Annotated in this window: 1 protein-coding gene; it reads right to left on the bottom strand. The window is 55.7% G+C overall.

Features of this window, described 5'->3' with window-relative positions; all coding sequences use genetic code 11:
* Window positions 1-249, bottom strand: a 249-nt coding sequence (locus tag AC1RO3_RS09035; RefSeq protein WP_481764086.1) for a hypothetical protein, incomplete at its 3' end; no start/stop codon positions are given.
* Window positions 250-298 lie beyond the last annotated feature (49 nt).

Raw genomic sequence — 298 nt, 5'->3', positions numbered from 1 at the left:
GCGTTCGGTACACGCGACCAGCAGGTCAGAGCCCGCGATCCCGTACTGATGCAGGACCCGGAACAGCGTGTTTTTCGTCACCTGAATGGTCGACGGAATTTCAATCGGCATCTTGTGGTTGCGATTGATACCAGCCGTGTGGTATCCGGTGGTCCGCACGTTCATCGCGAATGCTGTGCCCTTGGGCGCTTTCTTGATCCACGCAATAGCGTCGGCCTGCGTCTTGATACTCGTAATCACCGGTCTCATTCTGCCTCCGTGAATTTCGGTTGGAGCACGATCTACCTCTTCTGTGTAC

The sequence above is a fragment of the Dellaglioa sp. CoH-57-MRSF-19 genome (assembly GCF_056781975.1).
This window is presented reverse-complemented; position numbering and strand designations above follow the sequence as displayed.